The following is a 4,954-nucleotide window of genomic DNA, read 5'->3' on the forward strand; positions in this document are numbered from 1 at the left end:
CTTGATGACATACTTTACAACTAACATACTGCATTTTTTTTCCTTTAATATTAAACGTAATATATTTAACTAAGATTGATAATTCTAAACTTTTGAAATTTTTAGAATTATTACACAATCAAAACCAGAAACATCATTTTAACTTACTTCTATTTTACACAAAAAATCAATGGCACTGCTTGCAGGAGTCCGGATGTGCTTTCATTTTGTCTCATTTTAGAAAAATGGTATTATTTAATTTTTTTAAGTATAACTATGTCTTATTTTGCTTGAAATCTGTCGAAAACATCATTCAGAAATTGATATTGTAAATATTGGATAATGATTACTCTATGAGTTAATTGTTTCTGTATATTAAAGTAATCTATATAGCAGAAAAAGTGGTATTAAATTTGAATATTAAAAATAAAATAATAATAGTTTGTTGTTTATCAATGTTCTTAGTTGCAGCTATAGAAACAACATTAGCCATCAAGCAAACTCACGATACAGCTGTGAAAAATATTCAAGAAAACATTATCCCTTCTTCTCTTTCTTTAGCAAAAAAAGAGATAACCAACCTTGTTTTACCAGCCTTCATTACCTCTAAAAACATGGCTAATAATATTTTTCTTGCAGACTTACTAAAAAATGAAGATGCATCAATTATCAATAAAATTAAAAATTATCTTCGATCTATAAAAGAAAATAACGATGCTTTCGCTGTCTTTGTTGTGTCTGAGGGAACCAAAAATCTTTATTATGAAGATGGTATTCTTAAAAATTTAAAACCAAACAACGCTAAAGATAAATGGTATTTTGATCTCATTTCTAGTGATAAAAAGTATGAGTTGAATATTGATACAGACGAAGTAACAGATCAAATGTCAATATTTATAAACTTCAAAATCTATGATGATAGCTCTCTTTTGGGTATTGCAGGTCTAGGTATTTCTTTTGATTCAATTTCACAAATAATTTCTGATCATAAGGTAGGTTCACATGGAGGTCTTTTTTTAAGCGATAAAAAAGACATAATACGAGTACACGGAGAACAAAGCAAACTAGGGGAATCGGTATATTCTTCATATAAAGAAAACTCTACAAGCGACAATAATATTTCCTCTAAAAATAAATTATTCACAGATATAACAAGTCAAGATGATTTTATTTTATCATCAACAGTTGTTGATGTGATTGGTTGGAATTTGATCGCTTATGTCAGTCCAAATGAAGCAAATGAACAAATATTACAAAAAGCGCTGAAAAGAGGAATATTCATCCTTTTAAGTACATTAATACTCCTTTCTATTATGGCTTTCTTTATTAACTACTCTTTCAAGCCAATTAAGGATATTGGAGATGCATTAGAAGCAATAGGTGAAAGTGAAAAAGATTTATCAAGGCGAATCACTAAAATAAACGATGATGAAACAGGAAAACTTGCTTTAGGTTTCAACTCTTTTGTGTCGAACATTGAAAATGTAATTTTTAGTGCCAATTCTTTACGTAAAGAGGTAGATCATGATGTTGTTACTACCTCCACAAAACTAGATTCTGCAATTCAGTTTGCTAGTCAACAGCAAAACATGATCGAAACGGTCAGTACTGCGATAATAGAGATGGGTGCTGTTTCTGATGAAATCGCGAACAATGCCAACATCGCATCTCACTCCTCTGAGAATATATCTTTACAGGTAGAGAAGGGAAAAACATCCTTTCAAGAAGCATCCGATGAAATGTCTCAGATGATTGAGCTCTCTGATGTAACCTCTACCTCTGTTAAAAGTTTAATTATTGGTATCGAGAATATATCTGTTATTGTTGATCTCATATCAGGCATTTCAGAGCAAATAAATTTATTAGCATTAAATGCCGCCATAGAAGCAGCAAGGGCTGGAGAACATGGGAGAGGGTTCGCTGTAGTTGCAGACGAAGTAAGAAATCTTTCAAATAGAACACAACAATCAACCAATGAAATCATCAAAACAGTCCAAGATTTGAGTATCAATTCGCAACAAGCTCTCAAATCATTAGAGGCCAGCATAGATTCTATTCAGACCGGACATGTAAAAGTATTGGATGCAGAGAAAGCAATTAGCCTTATTAATGATTCTGTTGTAGATATAAACAGTATGAACTTTCAAATTGCAACAGCAACAAAAGAACAAAATATTGTCGCCTCTGATGTAGGTCAACACATCTTAGAGATATCTTCGTTAGCTAACAACACATTGGATAGTTGTAATATTTCAAAGGAACAGTTTACGAAAATGACAGTCAGTCTTTCTGAACTATCAAGTACTTTAAGTCAATTTAGAACCAAGAACTAGCGCAAACCAATTCTAACCACCTCCCCTAAAGAGAGTTAATAATAGCTCTCTTTTTATCGCCTAGTCGTTCACTCCTTTCTAATTTTTACAAGCCTTGATAACTCTCATGGCGTGGACTTGGAATGACATACACTGCTTCTGAAATAAACCAGGTCTGGATAGAACTTCGTACGAGGATATGATCTAATAACGCAAAACCCTTAGCTACATAACGATTTTGTACATAATTCAAAATTATCAGTCGTCGAAGATACTCGTTTTCAGATTATCAAAAACATGACCTTATTAACGTACTTTCTTTGTCATAAGCACCAATGCATCCGGGCGTAAGGCTGGCAAGACATTAACATATGAAGAAGATAAACTAGATTGCTAAGGAAATAACCATTGGTGCACGAGATCCCAAGAGGCATATGATACCACGTATCTTGCGTTCTATTGTCGCAGTGTCTTTTCTTGAGACTTTAGCTCTGTGGATTAACGAACAGCGAGCTAGTTAAAACAACCACTCTAAGTTAAGTGCAATGGCTGTAACTCACTTTCAGATAGCCTTTAATCGAGGTAAGGGAAGAAGTAAGGTAGTTACCCCGTATTACATAGATCTTTATCTCATAATCACAAATTGTTAATGCACTATATTCGACAGTATTGGCGAATTACCAACAGTCAGTAATACACTTTAGATGTAGTTTTTAAAGAGGAAACTCTTGTATCATGTCAGAAGATGCGGCAGAAAATATTGCGCAGTTTAGACGCTTATTGATGATTATGTTGAAGCAAAACTATTGTGGGGATCTAAGCCAAAAGATGAAGTTCAAGAAGGCTGGAAGCAGCCGGTAATTAACTCGCTCGAGTTTTCTTTAGGTTATAAATACATCAAAGTAATCATAAAAAACTGGTTTGTTATGATTACTTTGATCTGCTCTGACTAAATAGACATTTGATTAAGTTGATTCAAGGCACTAAAAACATGATTCTTTCGAGGATCGGTTTACTCATCCATATAATATTCCTTCATCTAAAATTTTTTAATTGATGGAGTTATGATACTTTCTAAGCAGGTGTTACTTTAACAAGTGTCCTTATATCTTGAATCAGAATGAATTACTAAATATTATACTACATCGGGCTAGAATAGTTACTGCAGTCACAATAAGCAATAGGTTACGGTAGAAGATCAACGCTGAACAATTTAGCTTTCCTTACCTAGCAATTCACCAGACAGTACCTTGTAGTAAGTTAAAGTCTATGCTGCCTGCTAATTAGATTTACATGCTCTTCGCTCCTACTCTACTTTTATTGTTTTTGAGTTCTTCTCTACTGACCATCTGATTTACGTCTTGAACCAACTATTATGCCATTCTTAAGTCTGAGAAAATATTTATTTTAGTCAAATGGAGAAGCAGAATATATTTAATTATAACTTGATAGATATTTAGTTTAGATTATTCTCAAAATTAGCGACGGTCTTTTGTTAGTTCTAGATTTTAGTCAACTGTCTTTTGGTTACATTCTTATTTGCTAATTATTAATTCCGATTAGTAGCACTATAGTTTTGTTGATAATTTTATACAAAAAAAGAGTTGAGATAGATGATTGATTAGCGTCATAACACCTGTCATTTAAGTATTATTAAGAGTTGTAAATAAAAATTCAATTACAATATAAGAAGCCAGTGTTAATAACCACTAGCTTTTTACATTATTAACAACGCTTTAAAAATAATAATTTACAGCTAAAGAAAATATCGATTGATCGTTATTTGAAACTATTGGTGAATCGCCAATCTCGTCACCATATATAACGTATGCACTTGATTGAACTACCTCCAAATTCTTTCTAATGTAATAGCTAAGATTATATGAAACATCCATAATAAAATCCGAATCAGCCTTGTAACTTAAGCGATCAGCCGTTACTTCAGATGCTTCTACACCATAGTAGTATTGGTTAAATTTCTCAGAGAAATAGTTAAGTCCGATAGAAGGAGTGAAATTTACTTTCCCAAAGCTCATCGGTAAGAAGTGACGTGCTCCAGCATTATATGATTTATAAGCTCCAGAAATATCATGAGAACCATGTATTGAAAGCGTACCAAAAGAAGAGTTGATATCTGCAACTAAGCTTATGTCATAACTTGTATCGCGGTCTTTCATTCCTCGAAGATACTTAGAATCACTAGCTTCATAGCCTGTATGACTAGTATCTAATTTTCCACTTAAACTAAAAGCACTATCATTAGAGCCAAAAAAACGGTATGCAATACCAGCATTTGATATATTGAAGTCTTCGCTGAGATAACCGAAATCGAACATTGCGAACCACTTGTCAGTCCCTCTATAAACTTCTTGAGCATAGGCAACTCCTACGCCTACTGTCCATGTGTTCTCATTGTTGTATATATTACCATGCTTAATGATAGCTTGAGCTGAAGTACCAAAACTACATATAGATGCTACTGATGCTAATATCGCTTTATTAATTGTGTTCATTTGTGTTACTCATTTATTGTTTAGAACATAATTATATTTTCTTTTATATATTTATTTTGGTCATATAGCACGCAATAATAGACAATTTGTCAAAAATGATTTCAATAGATAAAGTAATTTATAGTCATAACTCTGTCTCTTATACACATC

At 32.6% G+C, this 4,954-nt stretch carries 2 protein-coding genes; one reads left to right on the forward strand and one right to left on the reverse strand.

Annotated elements, in window-relative coordinates; translation table 11 throughout:
- The first annotated feature begins 392 nt into the window (after nucleotides 1-392).
- Complete coding sequence (locus F0226_RS22015) at nucleotides 393-2,312, forward strand: methyl-accepting chemotaxis protein (protein ID WP_171737636.1); 1,920 nt, start codon at nucleotides 393-395, stop codon at nucleotides 2,310-2,312.
- Nucleotides 2,313-4,027: 1,715 nt separating this feature from the next.
- On the opposite strand, the gene F0226_RS22020 is transcribed toward F0226_RS22015, so the two are convergent.
- The gene (locus tag F0226_RS22020) at nucleotides 4,028-4,804 is read right to left on the reverse strand and encodes a MipA/OmpV family protein (protein WP_171737637.1); all 777 of its coding nucleotides are present in this window, start codon (nucleotides 4,802-4,804) and stop codon (nucleotides 4,028-4,030) included.
- Nucleotides 4,805-4,954: the final 150 nt, after the last annotated feature.

It is taken from the genome of Vibrio sp. 99-70-13A1 (assembly GCF_013114625.1).
Lineage (GTDB): Bacteria > Pseudomonadota > Gammaproteobacteria > Enterobacterales > Vibrionaceae > Vibrio.

Excerpts from the sequence above, each read along its gene's own strand:
- F0226_RS22020 (WP_171737637.1), bottom strand. The coding sequence starts at position 4,804 with ATGAACACAATTAATAAAGCGATATTAGCATCAGTAGCATCTATATGT.